At 51.7% G+C, this 23,723-nt stretch carries 25 protein-coding genes and 1 tRNA gene; 10 read left to right on the top strand and 16 right to left on the bottom strand.

The genetic code is table 11. The features are described 5' to 3' along the window. Nucleotide 1: 1 nt before the first annotated feature. Nucleotides 2-2,146: a bifunctional (p)ppGpp synthetase/guanosine-3',5'-bis(diphosphate) 3'-pyrophosphohydrolase gene (locus tag JXO50_07305; protein ID MBN2332897.1), complete on the top strand. Its 2,145-nt coding sequence runs from the start codon at nucleotides 2-4 to the stop codon at nucleotides 2,144-2,146. 129 nt (nucleotides 2,147-2,275) lie between these two features. Here JXO50_07305 and JXO50_07310 read toward each other — a convergent pair whose 3' ends face one another. Beyond that, entirely contained in the window at nucleotides 2,276-2,464 is a 189-nt protein-coding gene (locus tag JXO50_07310; protein ID MBN2332898.1) for a 50S ribosomal protein L28, read from the bottom strand. A 144-nt stretch (nucleotides 2,465-2,608) separates the two neighbouring features. On the opposite strand from JXO50_07310, the gene JXO50_07315 reads away from it, so the two are divergent. Beyond that, the gene (locus JXO50_07315; GenBank protein MBN2332899.1) at nucleotides 2,609-3,229 is read left to right on the top strand and encodes a YdcF family protein; all 621 of its coding nucleotides are present in this window, start codon (nucleotides 2,609-2,611) and stop codon (nucleotides 3,227-3,229) included. A gap of 150 nt (nucleotides 3,230-3,379) precedes the next feature. Next, nucleotides 3,380-5,068: a hypothetical protein gene (locus JXO50_07320; protein MBN2332900.1), complete on the top strand. Its 1,689-nt coding sequence runs from the start codon at nucleotides 3,380-3,382 to the stop codon at nucleotides 5,066-5,068. 69 nt (nucleotides 5,069-5,137) lie between these two features. On the opposite strand, the gene JXO50_07325 is transcribed toward JXO50_07320, so the two are convergent. Next, nucleotides 5,138-6,292: a 3-hydroxyacyl-CoA dehydrogenase family protein gene (locus tag JXO50_07325; GenBank protein MBN2332901.1), complete on the bottom strand. Its 1,155-nt coding sequence runs from the start codon at nucleotides 6,290-6,292 to the stop codon at nucleotides 5,138-5,140. A gap of 161 nt (nucleotides 6,293-6,453) precedes the next feature. Here JXO50_07325 and JXO50_07330 point away from each other — a divergent pair, with 161 nt between their 5' ends. Beyond that, entirely contained in the window at nucleotides 6,454-6,879 is a 426-nt protein-coding gene (locus JXO50_07330) for a single-stranded DNA-binding protein (GenBank protein MBN2332902.1), read from the top strand. Nucleotides 6,880-7,090: 211 nt separating this feature from the next. Here JXO50_07330 and JXO50_07335 read toward each other — a convergent pair whose 3' ends face one another. The 4 genes from JXO50_07335 to JXO50_07350 all read right to left on the bottom strand — a co-directional run bounded on the left by JXO50_07335 (nucleotide 7,091) and on the right by JXO50_07350 (nucleotide 8,732). Further along, a complete protein-coding gene (locus JXO50_07335) occupies nucleotides 7,091-7,447 on the bottom strand; it encodes a flagellar biosynthesis protein FlgC (GenBank protein MBN2332903.1) in 357 nt (118 codons plus the stop codon). A gap of 15 nt (nucleotides 7,448-7,462) precedes the next feature. Continuing rightward, nucleotides 7,463-7,933: an EVE domain-containing protein gene (locus JXO50_07340; GenBank protein ID MBN2332904.1), complete on the bottom strand. Its 471-nt coding sequence runs from the start codon at nucleotides 7,931-7,933 to the stop codon at nucleotides 7,463-7,465. Between the two features lie 10 nt (nucleotides 7,934-7,943). Further along, nucleotides 7,944-8,414 (bottom strand): peroxiredoxin, encoded by a 471-nt coding sequence (locus JXO50_07345; protein ID MBN2332905.1) that lies wholly within the window; start codon nucleotides 8,412-8,414, stop codon nucleotides 7,944-7,946. 147 nt (nucleotides 8,415-8,561) lie between these two features. After that, a complete protein-coding gene (locus JXO50_07350) occupies nucleotides 8,562-8,732 on the bottom strand; it encodes a hypothetical protein (protein ID MBN2332906.1) in 171 nt (56 codons plus the stop codon). 139 nt (nucleotides 8,733-8,871) lie between these two features. On the opposite strand from JXO50_07350, the gene JXO50_07355 reads away from it, so the two are divergent. Further along, nucleotides 8,872-8,947 (top strand) — tRNA-Phe (locus JXO50_07355). Nucleotides 8,948-9,199: 252 nt separating this feature from the next. Continuing rightward, nucleotides 9,200-10,903 carry an STAS domain-containing protein gene (locus JXO50_07360; GenBank protein ID MBN2332907.1) on the top strand — a complete coding sequence of 568 codons (1,704 nt, stop codon included), beginning with the start codon at nucleotides 9,200-9,202 and terminating at the stop codon, nucleotides 10,901-10,903. Between the two features lie 131 nt (nucleotides 10,904-11,034). Here the strand turns inward: JXO50_07360 and JXO50_07365 are convergent, their stop codons facing one another. After that, nucleotides 11,035-12,216 (bottom strand): hypothetical protein, encoded by a 1,182-nt coding sequence (locus JXO50_07365; GenBank protein ID MBN2332908.1) that lies wholly within the window; start codon nucleotides 12,214-12,216, stop codon nucleotides 11,035-11,037. Nucleotides 12,217-12,515: 299 nt separating this feature from the next. Here JXO50_07365 and JXO50_07370 point away from each other — a divergent pair, with 299 nt between their 5' ends. Then, a complete protein-coding gene (locus JXO50_07370; protein MBN2332909.1) occupies nucleotides 12,516-12,689 on the top strand; it encodes a hypothetical protein in 174 nt (57 codons plus the stop codon). Nucleotides 12,690-12,903: 214 nt separating this feature from the next. Here the strand turns inward: JXO50_07370 and JXO50_07375 are convergent, their stop codons facing one another. Then, nucleotides 12,904-13,593, bottom strand: coding sequence for a PEP-CTERM sorting domain-containing protein (locus tag JXO50_07375; protein ID MBN2332910.1), 690 nt, complete (start codon nucleotides 13,591-13,593; stop codon nucleotides 12,904-12,906). A 349-nt stretch (nucleotides 13,594-13,942) separates the two neighbouring features. Here JXO50_07375 and JXO50_07380 point away from each other — a divergent pair, with 349 nt between their 5' ends. The 3 genes from JXO50_07380 to JXO50_07390 all read left to right on the top strand — a co-directional run bounded on the left by JXO50_07380 (nucleotide 13,943) and on the right by JXO50_07390 (nucleotide 16,139). Continuing rightward, on the top strand, nucleotides 13,943-14,707 hold the full coding sequence (locus JXO50_07380; GenBank protein MBN2332911.1) for a TatD family hydrolase: 765 nt from the start codon (nucleotides 13,943-13,945) through the stop codon (nucleotides 14,705-14,707). 104 nt (nucleotides 14,708-14,811) lie between these two features. Then, the gene (locus JXO50_07385; protein ID MBN2332912.1) at nucleotides 14,812-15,600 is read left to right on the top strand and encodes a tRNA threonylcarbamoyladenosine dehydratase; all 789 of its coding nucleotides are present in this window, start codon (nucleotides 14,812-14,814) and stop codon (nucleotides 15,598-15,600) included. Between the two features lie 23 nt (nucleotides 15,601-15,623). Continuing rightward, complete coding sequence (locus JXO50_07390; protein ID MBN2332913.1) at nucleotides 15,624-16,139, top strand: hypothetical protein; 516 nt, start codon at nucleotides 15,624-15,626, stop codon at nucleotides 16,137-16,139. Here the strand turns inward: JXO50_07390 and JXO50_07395 are convergent. The 8 genes from JXO50_07395 to JXO50_07430 all read right to left on the bottom strand — a co-directional run bounded on the left by JXO50_07395 (nucleotide 16,136) and on the right by JXO50_07430 (nucleotide 23,560). Beyond that, a complete protein-coding gene (locus tag JXO50_07395) occupies nucleotides 16,136-18,178 on the bottom strand; it encodes a hypothetical protein (protein MBN2332914.1) in 2,043 nt (680 codons plus the stop codon). The genes JXO50_07390 and JXO50_07395 overlap by 4 nt on opposite strands. Nucleotides 18,179-18,333: 155 nt before the next feature. Continuing rightward, entirely contained in the window at nucleotides 18,334-19,263 is a 930-nt protein-coding gene (gene mdh, locus JXO50_07400) for a malate dehydrogenase (protein ID MBN2332915.1), read from the bottom strand. A 221-nt stretch (nucleotides 19,264-19,484) separates the two neighbouring features. Further along, entirely contained in the window at nucleotides 19,485-19,958 is a 474-nt protein-coding gene (locus JXO50_07405) for a cyclic nucleotide-binding domain-containing protein (protein ID MBN2332916.1), read from the bottom strand. After that, a complete protein-coding gene (locus tag JXO50_07410) occupies nucleotides 19,955-20,614 on the bottom strand; it encodes an ABC transporter substrate-binding protein (GenBank protein MBN2332917.1) in 660 nt (219 codons plus the stop codon). The genes JXO50_07405 and JXO50_07410 overlap by 4 nt, the downstream gene beginning before the upstream one ends. Nucleotides 20,615-20,616: 2 nt before the next feature. Next, nucleotides 20,617-21,387, bottom strand: a complete 771-nt coding sequence (locus JXO50_07415) for a VacJ family lipoprotein (GenBank protein MBN2332918.1) — start codon at nucleotides 21,385-21,387, stop codon at nucleotides 20,617-20,619. Between the two features lie 29 nt (nucleotides 21,388-21,416). Beyond that, entirely contained in the window at nucleotides 21,417-21,866 is a 450-nt protein-coding gene (mlaD, locus tag JXO50_07420; protein MBN2332919.1) for an outer membrane lipid asymmetry maintenance protein MlaD, read from the bottom strand. A 120-nt stretch (nucleotides 21,867-21,986) separates the two neighbouring features. Beyond that, nucleotides 21,987-22,781: an ABC transporter ATP-binding protein gene (locus JXO50_07425; protein ID MBN2332920.1), complete on the bottom strand. Its 795-nt coding sequence runs from the start codon at nucleotides 22,779-22,781 to the stop codon at nucleotides 21,987-21,989. Further along, entirely contained in the window at nucleotides 22,778-23,560 is a 783-nt protein-coding gene (locus JXO50_07430) for an ABC transporter permease (protein MBN2332921.1), read from the bottom strand. The genes JXO50_07425 and JXO50_07430 overlap by 4 nt, the downstream gene beginning before the upstream one ends. Between the last annotated feature and the right edge of the window lie 163 nt (nucleotides 23,561-23,723).

Consider the following 23,723-nt stretch of genomic DNA (forward strand, 5'->3'; position numbering starts at 1 on the left):
GATGATCCGTCTTAATGACATTCTGGATAAGGTAAGCGCCTACAATCCTACAGCTGACCTCAACACCATTCGCAAAGCCTATGTTTATACCGCTCTGGCTCACAAGGGACAGGTACGCCTCTCCGGTGAGCCCTATTTGATCCACCCCCTCGAAGTTGCCGATATCATTGCTGACCTTAAAATGGACGTGGCCAGCATTACTGCCGGCCTGCTCCATGACACCCTGGAAGACACTCTCACCTCCGTTGAAGAACTGTCAGCACGATTTGGCGAGGAAATTACCACCCTGGTGGCCGGCCTGACTAAAATCAGCAAGATCAGCTTTAAAACCTCCGAAGAACACCAAGCGGAAAATTTCCGTAAAATGATCCTGGCGATGGTCAAGGATATCAGGGTGCTGATTATCAAACTTGCGGACCGGTTGCACAATATGCGGACCCTGGAGTTTCAGAAACCGGAAAGACAGCAGCATATCGCCCAGGAGACCTTGGACATCTATGCGCCGCTGGCAAACCGGCTGGGTATCGCCTGGATCAAACAGGAGCTTGAAGACCTGTCGCTGCGCTATCTGAAGCCGGTAATTTATGCTGAGCTGGAAAAGAAGATCGCTGCCAAAAAGGAAGAAAGCCGGGAATACATCCACAAGGTTATCACCATCATCGAGCGGAACCTGCACCATCACAAGATCGATGGCAAGGTCAGCGGCCGTTTGAAACATCTCTACAGCATCTACCAGAAAATGGTTCACCAGAACATCGGTTTTGACCAGATCTACGATATTCTCGCTTTCCGGATCACGGTCACCTCGGTACGGGACTGTTATGCCGTCCTCGGCATTATCCATTCGCTCTGGGTTCCGGTTCCCGGCCGCTTCAAAGACTATATCGCTATGCCGAAAACCAATATGTACCAATCACTGCACACCACGGTTATCGGCCCTGATGGCGAACATATTGAGTTTCAAACCCGGACTGAAGAGATGCACCGGATTGCTGAAATGGGGATTGCCGCCCATTGGCAGTATAAGGAAGGATATAAGCTGGCTGAGCAGGAAAGGGCACAGCTGGACTGGCTGCGCCAGATGATTGAATGGCAGGGGGAGGTCAGCAGCGCGGGAGAATTTCTTGAGTCGGTCAAGGTGGATCTGTTCTCCGATTCAGTCTATGTATTCACCCCTCAGGGAGAGGTGATAGAGCTGGCTAAAGGCTCAACCCCGGTGGATTTCGCCTACAGCATCCATAGCAATATTGGTGATCACTGTACCGGCGCCAAGGTGTCGGGAAAGATGGTAACGCTCAAATATGAGCTTAAAACCGGCCAGGTGGTGGAGATCATCACCTCAAAGAAGCAGCATCCCAATAAAGACTGGCTGCACTTTGTTAAAACAAGTAAGGCGCGCACCAAGATTCGCCACTGGATCAAAAAAGAGGAAGAGCGCCGCAGCATTGAACTGGGCAAGGAGTTGTGCGAGCGGGAGTTTTCACGCCACAAACTCTCCTTTTCCAAAGAATTAAAACAGGGGAACCTTCAAGAAATACCAGCCAAGTTTTCCCTTAACACCACCGATACGCTTATCGCCGCGGTTGGCCGCGGGAAAATATCAGCCCTGCAGCTCCTCTACAAACTCTACCCGGAACTGAGAAAAAAACCCCAGCAGGAAAAGAAAAAAGAAACGGCTGGAAGTTCAGCAAAGAAAAAGCGGCGCAGCAGCCAGGGCATCGTTATCAAAGATATTGACGACGTTCTGGTTCGTTTTGCCAAATGCTGCAACCCCCTGCCGGGAGACAGGGTCATTGGTTTCATCACCAGAGGACGAGGCGTAACGATTCACCGCCCCGACTGCAAGCACGTCCTGAAAAGCGACCCCGAACGCCAGATTGAGGTGAGTTGGGACCTGAAACAACAGGCAACCCACCGGATCAAAATTAGAGTTTTGTGCGAGGATCGAAAGGGAATGCTGGCGGAACTGAGTGCCGCCATCAGCAGTGAAGAAGCCAATATCACCGATGTCAGGGTAACCACCAACATCGATCGGCATGCAGTCATTGTTTTTGAAACCGGGGTCACCGACTTAAAACACTTGCGGAAAGTTATCGGCAGCGTGGAACAGGTGAAAGGGGTTATTGAAGTTCACCGCCTCAATTAACCCTGCCGCGGCAAAGGCCGCCGGAGTGGGATAACTCAGCCGCCCGCCCATCCCTTGGCAGGTAGGACACGGCGGCCTAACAGAACGGCGCTGGTCTGAAAACGGCCGCTTCCTGGCCAACACCGTAGGTCAACCTTTCTTGACCGCCCCGGAGCGGATACAGCGGGTACAGACGGTAACTTTTTTATGCTGTCCCTTGATAACCGCGTTGACACTCTGCAAGTTCGGGTACCAGGTTTTCTTGCTTCTGTTGTTAGCATGGCTGACATTGTTGCCAACCTGAGGTTTTTTACCGCAAATATCACAAACCTTGGACATAATGGCTGCCTCCAAAAATTTTCATTCGCATAGCGTCAGCCGGATTCAGGAATTTTGAACGGATCTGCCGGCACCAGCTTTTCAGTTTCGCATCGAGCGGTGTTCACTACCATAACAGCACAGGAAAAGCAAGGGTAAAATCATTTGTCGACCAAGAATCAGAACACCCGCATGCTCTGCATGTTGCTCTCATTATTTCTCTTTTTTCTGGCTGCAGACCTGCTGCTCTGGCCCTTTCTGCGCTACAGTCAGGTCACCCCTCCCCAGCTTTCACTGTCAACCGGCAGTCACAATGATGCCATTGTCGTCCTAGCCGGCCGGGGGGGGAGACTGAAAACAGGATTTTCTCTCTGGCAACAGGGCATAGCACCTTATCTGTTGATCATTGGCGCCAATCCCCGCACCACAGCCAAGGACATCCTCACCCTCTATGCTCATGAACTGGAAGGGCACACTACTCCGCAAACAGATTATTTACTCCTTGAGAGTCAATCCCATAACACCCTCACCAATATTGTTGCTCTGCGGGAGATCATTAATGACAAAAACTTTCATTCCCTGATCATCGTCACCTCACCCTTTCATCTGAAAAGGGTCTATCATCTGTGCCGCAAACTACTCCCCAAACATATAGAGATTGTTTTTCACCCTGCCCCCACCACCGCTCCGGAGCTGGGTGACAACAGCAGAGCCACACCACTCCCGCTGGCCATTAAAGAATTCATCAAATATATAAACGCCCTGCTTCAGCTACCGCGAACCTGAGTCATGGGCTACCGCAGCACCAGACATCATCGCGATTCATCCGCTCCCACAAAAGATTAACGTTACTTGCAATTTCGCCGATGAGTAGTATTATACGATAGACATATCATCCAGGCGGCATTATCACTGAGGAATGAGGAGGCAAACATAATGGGCACCACCGTAAAACCGGAAAAAAGATTTATCTTTCTTGGGGGAATTCCGGTCTTTGACTATCTGATCAACGTGGAAATGGAAGAAATTTTCCGGGCCACGGGCAGACAAGTGATTATAATTGATAAAAAAATCCTCTTGCCGGTGGGCACAATTTTCAAGTGTATGGTAAAAGATCTGCCCAGGCCAATCTATATCAATCCACTGGCCAATGTGGAGGTGCAGAATTTCAATGATGAACTCTATTATGCCATGGAATTGGGAGGCAAACACCCGGAACAACATGAAAGTCTCCTGTGCACTGAAGATCTTTCTCGCGTCGTTGCCGACTTGAAAAGAATGTTTCCCGATCTTATCCACGGCACAGAGGACCTTAAAATTGTCACCGTTGAAAGCCAAAGCGAGATTAAGCTGGGGGGCAACAATCGCAATATTATTGAAGCAATTAAGACATTGTATGAATCACCGGAACTGGCTGGAAAAACCCGGGCAATCACTTTCGAGCATCTCTTTTTCTTCGATGTCAAAAATCGCAAGTTCAAAATCGTCAAGGAATTTTATCACAACCTCAACATTGATATCGGCGATATAACGGAGCTGCACGTGGACAACCTGATTCCAAGGACCAGCTATGTCCTGACGATAAGCACCGACGACCAGGTATTGGACCGAATCGTCCTTTCCAACCGGACCAATGAAGAGATCATCCCCCCCAAGCGGCTTACCGACCGCTACTTCAAACTGGAATACAAGCTGCGTAAAGACAGACACTATATCAGTACCCACTTGGTCATCAATTCGCTCACCAACCATGAGGAGCTGCGGCTCATCACCCGGATCTTAAGAACTGCCTACGCCAGTGAAACAACCACCTACCTGTGCCCCACCGGCACTTTTTTCAAGTGTATCGACACCCTAATCGATTCCCGCTATTACACCACTGAAAAAGAGAAGTTCTTCACCTCCCGCAAAGAATTCCTCTTCACGTCCATTATCCCGTTTATCCAGTACTTAATCCTGAACACGGATGAATTGGCCATTCTGGACAAAGTTGCCGAAAAGAAAGGCATTGATTTCACCGCCAGTATGATTGCACGACGCATGAATCAGGGGCAAAAGGGGGAAAATACCAAGGGAGGAAGGATGTTGCTGACCAGTGGCAACAAAGGCGCCCGGTTTACCGAGCGCCTGACTCCGGAACGGGCCCGTCTCTACTGGAAAAAAGCCAATATGCCGGAAAACAAGCTGTTCAGGTTCCGCTTTGCCGACCGACGGATTCTCTGCGGCGATGACCACATCATCGACCTGTTAAGCACTCTTGGGGCCGGTGATACCTTCAGCGGCATCTTCATCGGCCTGAAAGCGATCCGCTGGGATGCCGGGCATGCCATGCGCGGAGCAACCCTGGGAGCCCAGCATTTCATCCAGACCAGGAAACGGCCAAAAATTCAGGACATCATTGCCACCGATGAGAGTCACATCCGGAGCGGCACCGCCACGTACCTGCGGGATATCATCTCCCACCATATCAGCGAAAGCGGCGACCCGACCCGCTATGGAACCATCACCGACACCATCATCACCATTGACACCTCCCAGATTCAACATCCGTTCAGGGAGGTTCTTGCCCTGGCTGAAACGGTGGCCAGCAGCAAAAAGAATACGGTTACCTCTTTGCCGCTATAACAACCTTTGCCACAAACTTTTCTACTAACCAGAAAAAGAAAAAGGGGGGCTAGCGCCCCCCTTGGTTTTCTATAGTTGCCAGGGAACACTATCCCCGGCAGCAAACTTTTGCGGCAGCTTGAAATCACCGGCCGCCACGGAAACATTCACCAACCGTTGCGCTTCCGCCATCCCCAGGTCATTCATCATGGCAAAGGGACCTTTGGGCCAGGCCAGAGAGGTGGTAATCCCCAGCTCCAGATCAGCCAGACTGACCACTTCTTTCTCCACCAGATGGGTGGAGATGGCAAAGATCGCCCCCAGCAGGCGGTCAATAACCTGGCGGCGGGCAGTCTCATCGGCCAACACCTCACCCTGCTCCAGATCCCAGAGTTCATTGGCTTCAAATTTGGCTTTCAATGACTGCGGCACCTGGGGATAACCGATATCGGAATCGCCCAGATAATCAACCATGGAGGCACCGGCATGATAACAGGTCCCCAGGCCGGTACCGTTCTGCACCCACATGATACCGAATTTGACCCCCAGGGCTTCCTGGGACAGCTGCTCCAGGGTCACGGCATTGTACTGGTCACCATAAAAGGAATCGAGCACCAGATAAACGGCGATAAAGACCGGGTTGATGGCAAAACCGGGGAAATCCCTGACCGTAATCGGAACTTTCCGGTTCTGTCGGGCAAACGCCATCAGTGCCTCATAGGTTTCATCACTGGTCTGCGGATGGCGAATAACTTCCACCAGGCGGTTAACATTTGCCGGAAAAAAGTAATGCAGACCGGCGGCTCGACTGGGATTGGAGACCTTCTCCATCAATTTTTCAATCAGAAACGTGGAGGTATTACTCACCAGAATGGTATCTTCCGGACAGGCAGCCGCCAGGTCGGCAAAAACCTGAATTTTCAGATCCATTTTCTCTACTGCCGCCTCAATCACCAGATCACACACGGCCAGATCATCATAACTGCTGGTTCCGGTGATCCTGCCGGCAATCTGATCCATCTCTTCCTGGCTCATCTTCCCTTTGGCAACTCTCTTGCTCAAAGGCTTTGCAACCCCTTTTTCATACATGGCCTTAACCAGTTCATCGTTCAACTCTTTGAACAATACCCGGTAACCGGCCATCGCCGCGTTCAAACCAATGGCCGCCCCCATGACACCGAACCCGACAACTCCGACTGTAGCAATCTCTTTCATGAACTCCTCCTTGTCATAAAAATCACCCATGCCATACCATCCCGGTAACGAAAAAACAAGTGGTCAATGGCACAAACATCATTTTAAAATTTTTCAAAATTTTCTTTGTTTTCCCCTTTGTGTATGCTAGATTAATGCCAAACAGCAAACAAAAGACTGAAAAAACAAGCAATCGGCAGGAGGCAACAATCATGGCAGGCGTGAATAAAGTTATTCTGGTAGGCCGCTTGGGAGGCGACCCGGAAATGAAATATGGCAGCAGTGGTTCACCATTCACCACCTTCACCCTTGCCACCAGTGAAAACTGGACGAAGGACGGGAAAAAAGAGGAGCGGACGGAATGGCACCGGATCGTTGTTTTCGGTAAACTGGCTGAAATCTGCGCCCAATACCTGAACAAGGGGAAGCAGATCTACCTGGAGGGAAAACTGCAGACCCGCGCCTGGGAAGACAAGGAGGGGAACAAACGGTGGACTACGGAGATCGTCGGCAACACCATGCAGATGTTGGGTAGTGCCGGCGACGCATCAGCTGGAAGCGCTGGTGAGAGGGGCTCCTCATACGGTGGCGGCATGCCCCCTGCACCGCCAAGCAATGAAGACGATATCCCGTTTTAACGTCTCCGGGGTCCCACTTGTATTGCAGTCCGTCGCACGGGCCCGGCCGTGCACAGACGACAGACGCTGTTTTGCAAAGTGGATGTGCATCTAAAGAACGCGGCACAATGACCGCCATGGGAAAAGCTCTCTGAGCTGCAGTCTTCTGCCAGGCATATGGTTGGCTGGTTGGTTGATAGCTCCCCGATGGCTGCACTACCGACGAGCTTTTTCAGCTTTTGATATCGATGATCGTCCCCAACAACTCATCTGCTGTTTTCAAGGCGGCCAGATTCGCTTCGATACTTCGTTTATCAACCATCATGGTCACCATCTCTTTGGCCAGATCAACATTGGACATTTCCACCAATTCAAAGCCCTCTTCCGTCTGTTCGGCCCGCACCGGCCCGGCAGACTTATCAACAGAAATAGTGGCTTGGACCGTACCCTCAACCGGACCCTCAGCGAAGGTCACCCGATCAGCCTTGTAACCATCGGTATTCAGGTTGGCAATATTTTTTGCTGACCGGTTAAAACGCTCGGCCACCGCATGTATGGCAGTTAACGACGCTGGTATGCCTCTAACCATACACTCCTCCTTCCTCTATTTCCCTTCACCTGTTCTCCCCAACTGCTCAACTATCAGGAAATGATACTCCTCCACCGGCTGGACTGAAAGGCGTACACCCTTGCGCAGCACAAGCATGTCCTCCAGTTCCGGCACCTGCCGTAACCTGGGAAGAGAAACAGGATGGGGAAAACGTTCGACAAATTCGATATCAACCATCATCCACAGCGGCTTCTCAGGAGTTGAACGGGGATCATAATGGATATCATCGGGATCCCAAGCCGTATGGTCCGGATAGGCTGAACGGCACACTCTGGCAAGACCAACCACTGCCGGCGGCGTCATATTTGAGTGATAAAAAAGTACCGGATCACCGACTTCCATCTCATCACGCATGAAATTGCGGACCTGATAATTACGCACTCCATCCCACGAAGTCCTAGCATCCCGAGCCAGATCTTCGATGGAATAGGCACTGGGTTCGCTTTTCATCAACCAATAGCGCATTTATCACCCCTTAACTGTTTTGCAGCTCCAGCAGTTTCTGCCGCACCTGTTCACCATGGCCGTCAACTTTCACTTTTGTCCAACTCCAGGCGACCATTCCCTGGGGATCTATCAGATAGGTACTGCGCACCACACCATGGTACTCCCGGCCGGCCATCTTTTTCAGCTGCCAAACGCCGTAATCCTCCAGCATGCCATGATCAGGATCACTGAGTAGCCTGACACCAAGCTCCTTTTTAGCAATAAAGTTGCGATGACTTTTGGTGGAATCAGGACTGACACCAACAGCCACCGCCCCCAGCCGCGAAAATTCGTCTACCAGACCGGTAAACGCCTGTGCCTCTTTGGCTCAACCGGAGGTGTTGTCTTTCGGATAACAATAGAGAACCAGCCATTGACCATAAAAATCGGCCAGCTTCACCTGATGATCATCCTGATCCGGCAGACAGAAATCAGGAGCTGCAGTGCCATGTGCAATCATCGGACGTCCTTTCCCACCTGCACCCTTTAATCCTCTTTGGCAGAAACCCTTTGCGACAGTTACACTACGGCCAGACCCGGGGCATTCCGGCAAGCAAAAGCCCCTTACATTGCCTATCGGCAAAACAATTGATTTTTTTAGCATTTTTTATTCCAGCAACAGGAAAGTCCGTTGGCAACCAGACGTCAGGAAAATTTTCTGCCCGGTTTCACCAACCACCCCGCCGGAGGACCAAACCGTACCTCCCTCCCCGGGTTGTTCGTCTGGTGCCACAACCGGTTCCTGATCCACCTCCGCCAACACCAGACATGCAAACATCAGGTAACCGTAGCTATATTCTAACCTTTTGTCTGCTCTGCCAGCAGTCCTGAAAAGCCACCACCATCACAGAAATTTAACTTGACAAACCCCCCATTGTTCGGCTAATTAACCTCTCACGTTGCATCCGAAATTAGATGCCGAGGTAGCTCAGTCGGTAGAGCAGGGGACTGAAAATCCCCGTGTCGGCGGTTCAATTCCGTCCCTCGGCACCACGGTAACAAGGGGGTTAGATGAAATTCTAACCCCTTTTTCTCTGCCCTCCCAGCCATCCTTTTTCATGCCCCCTGGGGACATATCCTGCAACATAAAGCCCCGCTGGCTTTTTTTCAGTTGGCCTATCGCCGCTGACAATGCGTGAGGACCCTTCTTATTACAAACAATGATCATGGTCGATAAAAAAACGCACGAACAGCCGACTACACCTCCAACCATAACTTCTGCCTAGAGCTTTGCGGTGCGGATAGATGTTTAAGCCAAAGTTTTTCGTATTGCTGCCCCAATTGACCACATCACAACTTCTCCATGACCTCGTTGCCGGCATTATTGTTGGGATCATCGCGCTGCCCCTGGCGATCGCGTTTGGTATCGCTTCCGGCGTTTCCCCCGAAAAGGGAATCATAACGGCGATCATCGGCGGCTTCGTGGTTTCCTTCCTGGGCGGCAGCCGGGTTCAAATTGGCGGCCCGACCGGGGCATTTATTGTTATTGTTTACAGCATCATTCAGACCTACGGCGTCGATGGACTTATGCTGGCCACGCTGATGGCCGGCATCATCCTGATTGTTATGGGTTTCGCCCAGTTTGGTTCAATGATTAAATTTATCCCGTTCCCGGTTGTGGTTGGCTTCACCAGCGGTATTGCCGTGGTTATTTTTTCGAGCCAGATCAATGAGTTCTGCGGCATGGGAATCACCAAACTGCCAGCTGATTTCATCGGTAAATGGGTGGAATATTTCCGCCATCTTGCGTCGATCAATTACCAGACTCTGGGCATTGGTCTGCTTTCACTGCTCATCATCATCTGCTGGCCAAACATATCGAAAAAGATTCCCGGTTCAGTTATTGCAATTCTGGCATCGACGGTACTGGTCCAGCTCTTCAATCTTAACGTGGCAACCATCGAATCGCGTTTCGGCACCATCCCTGCCTCTTTTCCATCCCCTTCCCTGCCAGCAATGAACTTAGCACTGATACGCGAACTCATTCCTTCGGCCATGACCATCGCTATCCTTGCCGCGATTGAGTCACTGCTGTCTGCGGTTGTAGCCGATGGCATGATCGGTGGAAAACATAAATCAAATATGGAGCTGGTAGCCAACGGTGTGGCCAACATCATCTCACCCCTGTTCGGGGGCATTCCGGTCACCGGTGCCATTGCCCGAACGGCGGCAAATATCAAGAATGGCGGGCGCACGCCGGTTTCCGGAATAGTCCATGCCGCAACATTGCTGACCATTATGCTGTTATTGGGGCAGTGGGCTAAATTGATTCCCATGGCGACGCTGGCTGCCATACTGATTGTCATCGCCTTTAACATGAGTGAATATTATATCTTTAAGCGTCTGCTGAAAAGCCCCCATAGCGATGTCGCCGTTTTACTGACCACCTTTGGACTGACGGTTATTTTTGACCTAACCATAGCCGTCGAAATCGGCATGATTCTGGCTGTCATCTTGTTCATGAAAAGGATGGTCAGTGTTTCGAATGTCAGCATCATCACCCGGGAGGTAAAAGATGCCAATGAGACATCGGATGCCAGTGCCATTCAAAACAAGGATGTCCCGGAAGGGGTTGAAGTCTATGAAATAAACGGGCCATTCTTCTTTGGCGCTGCCACCAAGTTCAAAGAAGTGATCCGCCGCCTGGATAATCCGCCCAAGATAATGATTTTTCGCATGCGCAACGTGCTGGCAATTGACGCCACCGGCCTGAACCTACTGAGCGAGATTATCCGTGAGAATAAAAAGGAGAATGCTCATTTAATCCTGTCCGGTGTGCATGCCCAACCAATGTACGCATTAACACAGTACGACATAATTGATGAAATTGGTTTGGACAATGTCTTCGGCAATATTGATGATGCGCTGGACCGGGCAAGGGAGCTGCTTGGTTTTCCCAAAATGGGACGACCGAAGGATTTTGTCCCGGTGGTAAAACGGGAAATGTAGGCTCTTGCCTGCCGCCCACACAATAGCTCTTCATTTTCCCGACGTTGAGCATAAATGACTGGACTCAACTGGACGGCTACGGTCTCACTTCAGGTTTGCCGGTCAGAACCTGCCCCCCCCTATGCCCGCCACTATTTCGGCGAACGGATATCAAAACGGGGTGCCGCCAACATCCGGCCAATCTGCTCCTTAAGATCTGCCTGCTCCGGATTAGCAATGTCTTGGGCCATCAGCAGGGCGAAGAGGCGATTCTGCTCAAGAGGATGGCCATACTCCCCGGGCATGCCATCCTTAAGCTGGATATGGGCAGCCCAGGGGACGAAATAGGTGGTCGCCGGATATCCCTCGTACTCGGAAATATCGATATTAAGACCTGCCACGTAGAGGAGATTCTTGCCGGCATATTCCGTCCCCCGGCGGATGGATTCCACGATCCGGGCAAACTCCAGCTGAATAAGAATCTTGGCCGCCAGCAGCGGTGGATTGCGGGAGGTCACGATCGTGGGCATAAACTCAATGAGAGACCGTTCCAGCAGGATGGACTCATCGGTCTCATGGAAATCTTCCCGAAAATAGAAAAGATCATCATAGAGGTGTTCCCCGATGTTTTCACCATCACCATCCCGCCAGACATAACCAACGGCATCGAGCCGTTTGTAAAATTCCTCGGCAACCTCATAAGTCTGGCTGGTGGACAACGCCGCCACCGGCACAATCCGACCAGCTTCATCAACTTTGACGATATTTTCCAGCAGCAGCACCAGGCCATTTTTCACCGGTCGGGAAGCAAAATCAACAAAGGAGTTTTTCACCGTGATCAGGTGGTTGCCCCGCTCATCCCGGTGCAGGAAGATCCGTTGCCGGGCAAAGTGGTACTGTTCCAGATATGGCGTGATGACATGGGTGATTTTCCCGCAGGAGTTGGAGATGCAGGTGCCTTCCATTTTGGGACGGATACATTTTCCATAGGTACCGGTGTGCGGGTCATACCCCACATGGGTGGCCTGAACAATCACCAAATCCTCGCCATGATGGGCATGCGGACCATGACGATCACTGGCAACGATGCCGCCGACCCGGCCATGGTTAAACGGAAAAGTACCGAAATGCTTGGTCAGCAGGATGATCGGCCAGCCCTGGTTCTCATCTGAACAGAAGGCCCGGGAGGGCATAATCAAGCCCTTACGGAATCCCAGGCTCATGCAAAGATTAAAGAGCTTGGGAGCAAATTCAGCATAGGGAATAGCAAGACCGTCCACCTTGAAAGGCGCAAGTTTTCGAACAATATGCGGCTTACGATATGAGTTCAGCATCTTCTGTCCCTCCCTCCCCATGAATAAAAGGTTGCGAAGCCCCTCATGTTTCCCGTTTCAACGCCTACAGGGCATATTCCAGCATTGTAAAATGCCATACGATTTTTCAACATTTTTAGCAAGGTTGAAAATCCCCTTATTGCTTTTGGCAATCTATCATAAGGCACCGGCTTGCCGCGCGCAACAAAACTCTTTTCCAAAACCACCAAAAATTTTTCAATTTTTTCTTGCGTTTCAGCTAAAATAGATTATATTAGTAAGGTATTATAACGCTGGACTAAAAGATAGGGAGGTGGATCATGGCTTGGAGATTATTGTGCATGGATTGCGACTATGAAAAACATCTTGAAGCAAATGAAAGAAACCTGAAAGAATGCCCCAAGTGCAAGAGCACCAGCATTCAGGTCTATGATGATGAGGTGGGCAAAGGAGCCCACTGCGCCGGCACCATCAATGTCGAGTCGCACAAATAGTCAAGGTTCAACCCTCTTCAAACACTATCTTGTTTGACATAGCTCTCAGGGCCAAGCTTCCTGCTTATGGCTGGTGGTGATCCTTGGCCAACTTCAAGGCCCCAGGTCAAAACAGTTCACAAAAACGCACAAAAGCCGGTCATTGAATGACCGGCTTTTGTGCGTCTGTTTCCAGACAAGGTAAAAAAGGAGGGAGTTAGGTGTTCACTACACGTTATTTCTCCTGCCGCTGGCGCCGGGCAACCATCACCAGCCCCAGACAGCCGATTCCCATGAGCAGCAGGGTCTGGGGTTCAGGCACCGGCGCGGCATGACCTTCAATGACATCATTGCCACAGCTCATGGTCCAATGGGCGTCGAAGCCTTGGGAAAGGTCAAACCCGACAACACTGAAGGTGACATAACGCCAAAAGGTATCTGCACCCGAGTTGTAGCTACCAGAGTTAGCAAGCAAAGCACTGCTTGATGCGGAACTATCTATACGATAAGGGGTGGAAACGGGAAAATCATCAGGGGCTAACCATGTTGTGTTAGAATAAAAACCGGCAGCAGTCAGACCAGCAAAGCCAAAACCGACCCCATATTCGTAGTTATCATCATTCCCATCAAAACTGAGGGCCAGATCACCGGCATAATAATCCTTGCTATTATAAGTCTGAGTACCAGTTCGAACATTAAAACCAGTCTGCAGAGCAATCGACAACCGTGAGGTTCCAGCATCATAGCAGTAGGCCAGATATTCGGCATCAAAATCCTGTCCGCCCCAGCCGGGATACACACGTCCACCCGCATCAACCCCCTCATCGACGGCAAATACAGTCCAACTGCTATCAAGAACAAAAGGGGTTTCCTGAGGAACTGCTTGTGAAGCCTGCGCCCAAACCAACAACATCCCCATGGCCACTACTACCATCATTATCTTCTTCATCCCGAGCTCCAACCATTCCTATTGAAAAAAGTTTCCTGTAATTCCATTCTAATAATAACTGTTGCGAAAAACATGCCATCCAGAATAATAAAAAAATAGCGCCTAATCTTAAGCAGTTACAAACTTCATGGTTTTTATCATTGCTAAATTTATGAAAAGTGGTATTTTTTTACATATAAAAGGTATTATTTTTCCTGATTTCATTTACACATCTAATGTCTCTTTATCCTTTTATTGCTTCAACGATTCCATTGACTCCGTGGCGCTAACTTGATAACGGGAATGATTGTCAACAGCAAAACTTTACATCTTCGAGATATTCTCCATGGATGAACTTTTCGACAGCCACTGCCACCTTACTGATGAACCCCTCATCGGCCAGCTGGATGAAGTGCTGAGCCGGGCTCAAAACAACTTGGTCACCAGAATCATGGTTCCAGGATATGACCTGACTTCAAGCATGGCTGCGGCCAAACTGGCGCAAAACCATGCGGAGATCAGTTTTGCCACCGGCATCCACCCAGGGTGGGTCACAGAAGACGTGTTTCCTTTAATCGAATTAGAGGCGATCATCAGACGGTTTCAACCATCGGCCATCGGCGAAATCGGTCTTGATTTCGCCCTTGATGATCATGATCCCCTGGCCCAGGGAAAAGCACTGGAAGCTCAACTGGAGCTGGCAAGAATCTTTCGTCTGCCGGTGATCATCCACTGCCGCAAAGCGTTTCAGCCCCTCTACGATCAGCTGCGGCAGTTTCCGGAAGTCATCGGCATCCTCCATGCCTTCAACGGCGGCCCGGCCATGGGGGAAAAATTCCTTGAGCTAGGCTACTATCTGGCTTTTGGCGGCGGCATCACCCGCCCCAATACCAGAAAGATCAGGAAAACAGCCCTGATGGTTCCCGAGGACCGAGTCATCCTGGAAACCGACGCCCCCTATATCGGCAGCCACACGGTCGCAAAAGGGGAGATCGAACCATGTCATCTTCAGGAAATTGCCAAGGCATTTGGCCAGTTGCGGGGCTGGGACATGGCGGAAACCGCCAGACGGACGACGGCCAATGCCAAACGACTGTTTGCGGTACTATAAAAAAAAATAGCCACAGACGCACACCGACCCACAAGGACAAAAAAGACAGCATTTTCTGTGCATGTCTGTGTGCGTCTGAGGCTTAAAGAATGCAAGGAAAGAGGATGAACCGTTTTTCCCGCCTCGAGCTGCTGATTGGCAAAAATGGCCTGGCCGCCCTGGAAAACAGCCACGTCGCCATTATCGGTCTGGGGGCCGTCGGCTCTTTTGCCGCCGAGGCCCTGGCCCGCAGCGGCGTCGGCAGGCTGACCCTGATCGACTGCGATGTGGTGGGGACCACCAACATCAACCGGCAGCTGTTTGCCCTCTCCAGCACCATCGGCGAACCAAAGGTCTTTGCTGCCGTCCGCCGCCTGCAGGATATCAATCCGGAGCTTGCCATACAGCCGGTCCAGCAGTTCTATCACCACGATACGGCCGAGGAACTGCTGGCTCCTGACTACGATTTCCTGATTGACGCCATTGACGGGGTGAGTCCTAAAATTGATCTCATCTGCCGCTGCCGGGAGCGCAGCATTCCCTTCATCTCGGCAATGGGAGCCGCGGGCCGTAAAAATCCCGGCGCCGTCGGATTTGCCGACCTCAGCGAAACTTCCGGCTGTCCATTGTGCCGGGTCATGAGAAAATCATTGAAACATAAGGGAATCAGGGAGGGAGTGCCGGTGGTTTTCTCGCGGGAGCCGGTCACCGCCAAGCCCCTGCCGCCGGATAAGGTCAGCGACCGGGAGCGGGAAGAACACCTGCAGCGCGGCCGCCAGCGGTTCATTCAGCCAAGCGCCGTTTTCATGCCGGGGATTTTCGGTCTTTTGGCAGCCCAGTATGCCATCGATCACCTGCTGCCCGGGAGCCATAAAAAAACAAGCATCTCTGAGCCCTCTGTGACTCGGTGGTGAAAAATATTATGAGGAAAAGAATCATGAAGCGATCATTCTCATTGTTTTTCCAGGTGTTGCTCCTGTTTCAGTTCGCTGCCTGTCAACAGCCGGCCACCACAAAGCAGCCTCTGGAGTCCCTGTTCCCCGAAACAATCGGCACCCTTCAGCGGCTCCAGTTGGTCACCGAAGGACCGGCAATCGACCGGATCAATCAACTACACGGTAAAACGATTGAAGTGGAAGCCGGGGCAATCGGCAGATACGCGGCTGGCGGCAGCGAGGTGGCCATGGTCTGGATCTCCCGCAGCAGCGATGAACAGACCGCCAGACGGCAGACTGACATCATGGTTGAAAAAATGGTCAACAACCCCCGTTCACCATTTCACCATCCACAGATCAGGGGCAAGGAAGGAGCCCGCCTCTACCAGTTCATGGGCATGGGACAAGTGCACTATATTTTCTGCCGCCAAACGCTGGTCTACTGGATTTCAGCCGTTCCGGCACGGGGCGAAGAGATCCTGGCAACGTTTTACCCGTTGGCGGGAAACAGCAGCTAATTTTCTGCAGCCAGGTGGTCAAGAGGACCCTTCAACCGGACCCGCTGCCGGAAAGGCAACGCACGCCCCTTAGCCGTCTGGACATCAGGGTCGCCATAGAGAATCTCACCTTGAAACATCAGCTGGGAATTGAAATCCAGCAGGCCGCTGCCTTGCAGCTGATACCAGGGGGAGACCAGGGAAATGGATTGCAGGCGGCAGGCGCGGTTGGCAATTTTCATCGGCAGCTGCAACCGCGTAAAAGGACTGAAAAAACGCTCCGCCGGCAAATTCATCAAGAAAGGCGCAAAGGAAAACAGCCCCCTAGTGAGCTGGTGGTCACGGAAACTACCTTTGTTGACCGTAATGGTGCCGTTGCCCCGGAGGGTTGACAACCAGTCTGGATTGACACCAGCCGGAAGCGAACCATCAAAGATCAGGGAAGCATCCAGGATGCCACCCATGGGCCAGGATGGCGGAGCAGCGGCCAGATCAAGCGACTGGACCACCAGGGAGCCATTCCACAAGGGCTCATGAAGCAAATCATCAACAACCAGCGATATCCGCACCAGACCATCATCAACCTTTCCCGAAAACCTCTCAACATAGAGCTGGTTATAGGTTTTCTTGCCCACCAGGCTAACATCTTCAAGCATAAGATCGCAGAAATCCAGCCGGTTGACAGCAAAGGATACGTCGGCTAGCCACTTGCTGGCCATCGACCAGGCAAGAACATTTTCCAGCTGTGTAAGCGGTGAGCAGGATTGTCTATCTTGCTGCTGCTCCCGGAGCTGTTCGTCAGGACGGTGCAGCGACAGGCGATCAGCAGCAAGGTTCAGGCGGACAACCGGATTCACAGCCAGGTTGCCGATAATATTAACCTCTCCAGTACAACTGCCTGACAGATCGGCAAAATTGCCCACAGCACCCGGCAACCGGTCAAGGAGGGTTTCCATATGTTCGGAGCTGACACTGTTCAACAGATCAAGAACCAAGCGGCGGTTATATTTTATCAACCCTTTGGAAAAAACGGTTGTCGACCCTGGCAAGGTCAGACGGGAACTCTTGAGGTTCACATAGCCATCCAACAATGCCAGGTAGCCTGAAGCCACCAGCTCAGCGGATAAATCTTGAACAACCGGGCGTTTTGCCGATATCGATGATGCTGCCCGCACTGCAGCCAGTTGGTTGATGGAAGCCTGACAATGAACCGCAAGCCCCTTTTCCAGCCGGCCGTTGAATTCCATGGCCACATCAGCAGAGCCATGGGAGATTTCCAACTGCTCGACGCCCGCTGCCCCTGCCCCCACCGGACGCACATGACTCAACAGGATGCCAACCCCTTCCAGGGTTCCATCGACCTGGGTTTCCTGCTGGCCCGTCTCAAGCAATGATGTATACCAGAAAAAATCGGCGCTAATCCGACCACCAAGGCAGGTTGCCATGCCGTTGATTTGCGACCCGGAGCGCCCGGGATCATAAGCATACCGGCCATTGAGTTTTTCAAGCTGCAGTGCTTCAGACAACCCTGGAAAACCAGCTATCCGGCAGGACCCATCAATAATCCTGACGGCAAAGCGGGAACCGGATTGCACCATCCCCGTCAGGTATCGGCCGTCATCCATCACTGATCCGGGAATGACTTCCCGATCAGGCTTCGCTATTGCCGGCAGGAACGGCATCAAGGCATGCCACGGCTGCTGTTGCCCATTCCAGCTGCCGGTACAACCCGGATTTTCCATAACCAGGGAGGAGAATACCACGTTTGCCTGCAGCAATGACCAGAGATCCAGGCAGGCCTGCACCTTTGGACAACAAAACCATGGCTGCCCACCATCGGCCTGCCGTGCCCTGAGCACGACATTCTCGGCAACAAAAGCTGGCCGGGGAAACACCTGCAGGCGCAGATCGCCGATGGTAACCGGCTGGCCAAGTTCCTGCTGCAGCTGCCCCTCAACCTGAAGGCGCAGGGTTGGCAAGGAAAGCAGCGGCGGGATAATCGCCAGCAATGCTGCAACACTGGCAGCAAGAACAATCAGCAGTAAGAAAAATTTTTTCATGCAACTACGATCAATCCATCCCTCAAATGATTGCAACGTTACCCATGATTACCCTAAACAAAACGGGTGTCATCCGGTCTATACCAGATAACACCCGTCGGACAAAGAAAAAATCCTGCGGCTGGAAGAAAAAGCCAGCCGGAAGCGGTTCTCCCTTAGATCTTGAGCTTCTCCACCAGCAACTTCACCCCGGCAATCGAGTTCTCCAAACCTGCTTTTTCTTCCGGCAGCAGTTCAATTTCGATAATCTCTTCAATGCCGTCGGCGCCCAGCTTCACCGGCACGCCCATATAGTAACCATCAATACCGTATTCCCCTTCCAGATAGGCAGCTACCGGCAGAATTCGTTTTTTATCTTTAAGAATTGCCTCGGCCATCTGCACTGCAGATGCTGAAGGAGCATAAAAGGCGCTGCCGGTTTTTAGAAAAGAGACAATTTCAGCCCCACCGCTACGGGTCCGCTCGATGATGGCATCAATCTTCTCCTGGGGCAATAACGCCGGCAGGGGAATCCCGGCCACCGTTGAATAGCGGGCCAGGGGGACCATGGCATCACCATGGCCGCCGAGCACGAAGGCGGAAACATCTTCCACCGACACATTAAGCTCCATAGCAATAAAAGAGCGCATCCGGGCGGAGTCAAGGACACCGGCCATGCCCATAACCCGGTTTTTGGGAAAGCCACTGACTTTTTTAGCGACGTAGACCATGGCATCCAGCGGATTGGTTACCACGATGATGAAGGCATTGGGTGAGTATTTGGCAATCTGTTCGGTCACTCCCTTGATGATGCCGGCATTTTTTTCCAGCAGATCATCACGACTCATCCCCGGCTTACGGGCGAGCCCCGCAGTAATGATGACCACATCGGAATCTTTGGTATCCTCATAGTTGTTCGTCCCGATGATCCGGGAGTCAAACCCTTCAACTGGTGAGGCTTCGAACAGGTCAAGACCCTTTCCCTGTGGCACACCATCAATAATATCGATAAGCACCACATCGCCCAATTCCTTGGCTGCCGCCCAATGGGCACAGGTAGCCCCCACATTGCCGGCACCGACAACAGTAATTTTATTGCGTCCCATGATCTCCCCCTTTAGGTTTTCCCATTTGCATCATCGTCCACTAAACCATAAAAAGCCTGAAAACCTGAATACAGTACACAATGTGCCGGGAAAAATCAAGGAGTTTCACCGGCTTTTTACCACACCCGCAATAAAAAGAACCGCACATCCATTGGCCCAATGACGGCAACAATATCGACAGGAAAAAACAGAAAAAACCGGGCAGGAGTAAACTTAAAGGGCTAAAAAAGGGTGGCCAGACGCTCGTTGGCCCGCCGTAGCCGGAGGCTGAGGAGGTGGGCAATGCCGTTCAACAGTTTGGTCCCGACCCGGGGAGCGGCGGCCAGCAACCGATCATAAGAATTGCGGCTGAAAACCAGTAGTTCCGTATCTTCCATAACCTTGACAGTGACGGAACGTTTGCTGCCATCAACAAAGGCCATTTCGCCGACCACGGAGCCGGCATGGAAACGGGCCAGGATGACCGGCTTACCAAGAAATGCCGACTGCTTCAAGGCCTCCATACGGCCACTGACAATATAGACCAAAAAGTCTCCCTCTTCCCCCTCCTGGTAAAGAATACTGCCAGCCGGATAACGGACCGGCTCAAGATACTGGGAAAAAACCTCCCATTCCCCGGGCTCCATAAAGCGGAAGATGGTGATTTTCGGGCAGGTTGTCTTGAGATCGATGGTCGTCAATGGCTCGGGGGTCATCCTAACTGCTGCCCTTTCGCTTGGTCACGATCAGCCTGATTCTCGGCAATTTTATTGCGAATCCGGTCCAGCAGCTCAGGAAATTTCCCCTTCTGGAGGATAGAACTGAATTGGCTCCGGTAATTGCTCACCAGGCTGACCTCCTCAATGATGACATCATAGACCAGCCATATCCCTCCACGGTTGACCATCTTGTAGTCCAAGGGGATTTCAGTCCCTTTGCTGACAATAACCGTCTTCACCAGGGCCTTGTTCTCCAAAAGTTTTTCATCGTCATAACGAACGACTTCATCATTGTAGGTTTCAATCTTGCCGATGTAGGTGCTTTTCAGCAGGTCGGTAAACAGGGTGATGAACTCCTGTTTCTCCTTTTCACTGATCGTCCGCCAGTACCTCCCCAGGCAAAGCTGGGAGGTATAAGCCATATCAAACTGCTGCTTAAACAGCTTGGTGATTTTTTCCTCAAGGAGCGGCTTCTGCCCCTCCCCTTTAAGAGATTCATCTTTCAACACCTCAACAAGGCTGTCTATGGCAGCTTTCAGCTGTGCCTGGGGCGATGACTGATCCGTGGCGCCGGCAATAGCGGCGAATAGAATCAGCACTGCCGCCAGCCCACAGGCCACAAGCTGTTTTACCTTTAAGCTACGGTTGGTCATTATCATTGCTCCACTTTCCTCAACTGCTGTTGGTAGAAGGCATTTCGCACGGCGATATAGGGATCGAGGACCGCCTTTATCATATCTTCATAGTCACCAATAGTTAGAGAGAGCGTATTGATCTTTTCACCAGCGGTAACAGCAGCACCGGTGGTAAAATCGCCCATGAAAATCCAGGTTGGCGGATCAGTGAAATAATCACCCACCATCCCCACCGTCCCACGGATAGTTGACGGGCCAAAAACCGGCCAGACCAGATAGCAGCCATTTCCCAGGCCATAAACCCCCAGTGTCTGACTGAAATCTTCATCGTAGGTTTTCATGCCATCATAGGATGCCGGATCCATCAAACCGGCTATGCCCACCGTACTGTTGAGCAGGAAGCGGCTCAGCTCCTGGCCGAAAGCAGCAAATTTCCCCTGCAGCAGGCAGTTGAGCATCCGGACAGGAGCGCTGAGGTTGGTGAAAAAATTTCTGATGCCGATCCGCAGCGGCTCCGGGGTCACTTTGCCATAACCCGTGGCAACCGGCTTCAAGACCCAGAAGTAAAGCCGGTCGTTGAAAGTAAACATCAGCCGGTTATAGGCCTCAAGTGGATCGGCAACGACAACGTCGTCATCGTCATACTCATCATTCAACATCTCCGCCAGACTGCCGGCTTCGGAACCAGCGGCGGAAACAGCGGGCACTGAAACAAAAACGCCGAACAACAGACTCGCTGTCAGCAGGACAAGCAACAACAATTTTCCCGCACCCTCTCCAATCGCACCCATCAACTCATTCCCCTGCCCCGGCTTTCCTGTCAAACCTCACCGAAAACATATTTGCTGATCAACTCTTCCAAATCAATGGCTGACTCGGTTTCCGTTATCCGGTCGCCATCCTTCAGCAACTCATCGTCACCACCAGGGGAAATCTTAACAAATTTATCGCCGATGATGCCCTGGGTTTTGATGGAAGCAATGACATCTGCCTGCAGTTCAACCCCGGGATCGATCAATAACTCCACTTTGGCCATTTCATTTTCATCCAGAGAAATCCGATCAACTTTCCCCACCGGCACCCCGGCAATCTGGACCTGAGCACCCGCTTTAAGACCGGAAGCAGAGTTGAAGTGGGCATACACCCGCATGTATTTTGTCCCCAGCAGATTAATGCCGCCCAAGCTCATCGCCAGATAGGCAACAGCCAGAAAACCCATCAACATGAAAAAACCAACCACCAATTCAACGGTAAACCGTTTTTTCGCCATCTTCTCCCTCTACCCTCATCAACCCTTAACCAATGCCGGGACTTTCCTCACCTGCCGGCAAACCTTTTCGCCTTCAACCGCTTTCACAACCATAAACTGCACACCCTGAACCGCATACCGTCACCGTCCGCCGGCCATCTCCATATCCTCTATTTTACTGGAATACATCTCACCCATCACCCGTTTGACAAAACTTCTGACAATCGGGTTCTCATCCCGCTGGAGATCTTCAGGGGTGGCACACGTCTGGATAACCCCGTTATGCAGCAGGGCGATATAGTCAGCCAGGTTAAATATTTTCGGGATATCATGACTGACGATAATGCTGGTATAGCCAAGTTTCTCCTGGGTTGCATGAAACATCTGATAAACCTCACGGCTTTTGACCGGATCAAGACCGGTGGTCGGCTCATCAAAAAGCAGAATTTCAGGATCAAGCTGGAGGGCCCGGGCAAGGCCGACCCGCTTTTTCATGCCGCCACTCAGCTGGGCTGGATACTTATCTTCACTGCCTTCAAGGCCCAGCAGCTCAAGGGTGGCCTGGACCTTTTCGAGGATCTTTACAGCCGGCAGCCTAGTCCGTTCCCGCAGCGGCAGGGCGATGTTTTCAAAAACGGTCATCGAATCAAACAGGGCCGCCCCCTGGAACAAGACGCCAAAGCGGGTTCGCATCTGCTTCAGGGCAGCGCCTCTCAGCCTGGTAATATCCTGGCCTTCCACCATAACCTTGCCGGCATCGGGACTCACCAGGCCTAGGATATGTTTCAACAGGACACTCTTCCCCTGGCCGCTCTCGCCGACGATGACCGTTGTCAGCCCCCGGCGGATCGGCAGATTCACCCCTTTGAGCACCTGCTGGTGGCCGAAGGATTTCCGGATATCAATCAGTTCAATGCAACAGTTTTCGCAGGTCATAGCAGAATCGACGTTATAATATAATCAGCCAGCAGGATGGCCACCGAGGAGATCACCACTGCATGGGTGGTAGCCCGGCTCACGCCTTCGGCGCCAAAGCCATCTTTATTTTTATGGACCCAAAAACCGCGATCAGCAGAAATCCATACAATAAGAATGGCAAAACAGATGGATTTAATAAAACACATGCGGATATCTGCCGCCAGCACCGCTGATTTCATCGTGGCCAGATAGGCCCCCTCACTGCCGCCCAGCAGCCGCACCCCGACCAGAAAACCGCCCACCAGACCGACGATATTGAAGATTGCGGTAAGCAGCGGCAGGGAAATAATGCTGGCCACCACTTTTGGTGAGATGAGGAACCGATAGGGATCAATGGCCATGCATTCCAGGGCATCGATCTGTTCTGAAATCCGCATGATCCCCACTTCGGCGCAGATCGCCGAACCAACCCGGCCGGTAACCATCAGCCCCGTCAGAACCGGTCCCAACTCACGGATCAGGCTCAAAGCAACCGCTGACCCCAAAGCCCCCTCAGCGCCAAACATTCTCAGGGTATAGTGGCCCTGCAACCCGAGAACCATACCGACAAAAGCACCGGTAAAAAAAATCACCGTAAACGAGGTGGCACCAATGACATAGACCTGCTTGACAATCGGCGCCAGCTTGAAGGGCGGCCGGAAAATGCCCACCAGCGACCAGAAGAGGAAAACGCCTGCCCGGCCAAAATCCTGGACGAAGACAATTCCCCTAGCCCCTAAGGTTTCCAACCACGTCATCAACACCAGTCACCCCACAAGCAGCCAGCCAGCGGCCAAAAAGACCCCCAGCAGACCGTATAAACATTAGCCTATCTTAACTTGACAGTCAAAAGTTCTTTTTACAACGTACGTTAAACTAGCCAGTCAAGTTTTGGTAAACGCATAAAATAAAACATAAAAC

The organism is Candidatus Anaeroferrophillus wilburensis (genome assembly GCA_016934315.1).
GTDB lineage: Bacteria > Desulfobacterota > Anaeroferrophillalia > Anaeroferrophillales > Anaeroferrophillaceae > Anaeroferrophillus > Anaeroferrophillus wilburensis.

Bases quoted from the DNA above. Each gene is read 5' to 3' on its own strand.
- JXO50_07305 (MBN2332897.1), top strand. From the start codon at position 2: ATGATCCGTCTTAATGACATTCTGGATAAGGTAAGCGCCTACAATCCT.
- JXO50_07310 (MBN2332898.1), bottom strand. From the start codon at position 2,464: ATGTCCAAGGTTTGTGATATTTGCGGTAAAAAACCTCAGGTTGGCAAC.
- JXO50_07320 (MBN2332900.1), top strand. From the start codon at position 3,380: ATGGGCACCACCGTAAAACCGGAAAAAAGATTTATCTTTCTTGGGGGA.
- JXO50_07325 (MBN2332901.1), bottom strand. From the start codon at position 6,292: ATGGGTGATTTTTATGACAAGGAGGAGTTCATGAAAGAGATTGCTACA.
- JXO50_07330 (MBN2332902.1), top strand. From the start codon at position 6,454: ATGGCAGGCGTGAATAAAGTTATTCTGGTAGGCCGCTTGGGAGGCGAC.
- JXO50_07335 (MBN2332903.1), bottom strand. From the start codon at position 7,447: ATGGTTAGAGGCATACCAGCGTCGTTAACTGCCATACATGCGGTGGCC.
- JXO50_07340 (MBN2332904.1), bottom strand. From the start codon at position 7,933: ATGCGCTATTGGTTGATGAAAAGCGAACCCAGTGCCTATTCCATCGAA.
- JXO50_07350 (MBN2332906.1), bottom strand. From the start codon at position 8,732: ATGTTTGCATGTCTGGTGTTGGCGGAGGTGGATCAGGAACCGGTTGTG.
- JXO50_07360 (MBN2332907.1), top strand. From the start codon at position 9,200: ATGTTTAAGCCAAAGTTTTTCGTATTGCTGCCCCAATTGACCACATCA.
- JXO50_07365 (MBN2332908.1), bottom strand. From the start codon at position 12,216: ATGCTGAACTCATATCGTAAGCCGCATATTGTTCGAAAACTTGCGCCT.
- JXO50_07370 (MBN2332909.1), top strand. From the start codon at position 12,516: ATGGCTTGGAGATTATTGTGCATGGATTGCGACTATGAAAAACATCTT.
- JXO50_07380 (MBN2332911.1), top strand. From the start codon at position 13,943: ATGGATGAACTTTTCGACAGCCACTGCCACCTTACTGATGAACCCCTC.
- JXO50_07385 (MBN2332912.1), top strand. From the start codon at position 14,812: ATGAACCGTTTTTCCCGCCTCGAGCTGCTGATTGGCAAAAATGGCCTG.
- JXO50_07390 (MBN2332913.1), top strand. From the start codon at position 15,624: ATGAAGCGATCATTCTCATTGTTTTTCCAGGTGTTGCTCCTGTTTCAG.
- JXO50_07395 (MBN2332914.1), bottom strand. From the start codon at position 18,178: ATGAAAAAATTTTTCTTACTGCTGATTGTTCTTGCTGCCAGTGTTGCA.
- mdh (MBN2332915.1), bottom strand. From the start codon at position 19,263: ATGGGACGCAATAAAATTACTGTTGTCGGTGCCGGCAATGTGGGGGCT.
- JXO50_07405 (MBN2332916.1), bottom strand. From the start codon at position 19,958: ATGACCCCCGAGCCATTGACGACCATCGATCTCAAGACAACCTGCCCG.
- JXO50_07410 (MBN2332917.1), bottom strand. From the start codon at position 20,614: ATGACCAACCGTAGCTTAAAGGTAAAACAGCTTGTGGCCTGTGGGCTG.
- JXO50_07415 (MBN2332918.1), bottom strand. From the start codon at position 21,387: ATGGGTGCGATTGGAGAGGGTGCGGGAAAATTGTTGTTGCTTGTCCTG.
- mlaD (MBN2332919.1), bottom strand. From the start codon at position 21,866: ATGGCGAAAAAACGGTTTACCGTTGAATTGGTGGTTGGTTTTTTCATG.
- JXO50_07425 (MBN2332920.1), bottom strand. From the start codon at position 22,781: ATGACCTGCGAAAACTGTTGCATTGAACTGATTGATATCCGGAAATCC.
- JXO50_07430 (MBN2332921.1), bottom strand. From the start codon at position 23,560: ATGACGTGGTTGGAAACCTTAGGGGCTAGGGGAATTGTCTTCGTCCAG.